Source organism: Klebsiella sp. H-Nf2 (assembly GCF_002806645.1).
GTDB classification, from domain to species: Bacteria; Pseudomonadota; Gammaproteobacteria; order Enterobacterales; family Enterobacteriaceae; genus Klebsiella; species Klebsiella variicola.
In genome coordinates this window covers 1-218 of record NZ_PIBL01000055.1, presented here as the reverse complement: position 1 = coordinate 218, position 218 = coordinate 1, and the positions used below count along the sequence as shown (strand labels likewise).

Genomic DNA, 218 nt, shown 5'->3' with positions numbered 1-218 from the left:
CGGCTATAACGGTTCATATCACCTTACCGACGCTTTTCGCAGATTAGCACGTCCTTCATCGCCTCTGACTGCCAGGGCATCCACCGTGTACGCTTAGTCGCTTAACCTCACAACCCGAAGATGTTTCACTTCTGATTGCGAAAATTTGAGAGACTCGAACACACTTAAACAGTGTGTCGTTTCAATTTTCAGCTTGATCCAGATTTTTAAAGAGCAAA

1 rRNA gene is annotated in these 218 nt (G+C 45.0%); it reads right to left on the bottom strand.

Annotation, left to right across the window (positions count from 1 at the left end):
- A 23S ribosomal RNA gene (locus tag CWM58_RS27990) occupies positions 1–107 on the bottom strand; the annotation flags it as partial.
- Positions 108–218: the final 111 nt, after the last annotated feature.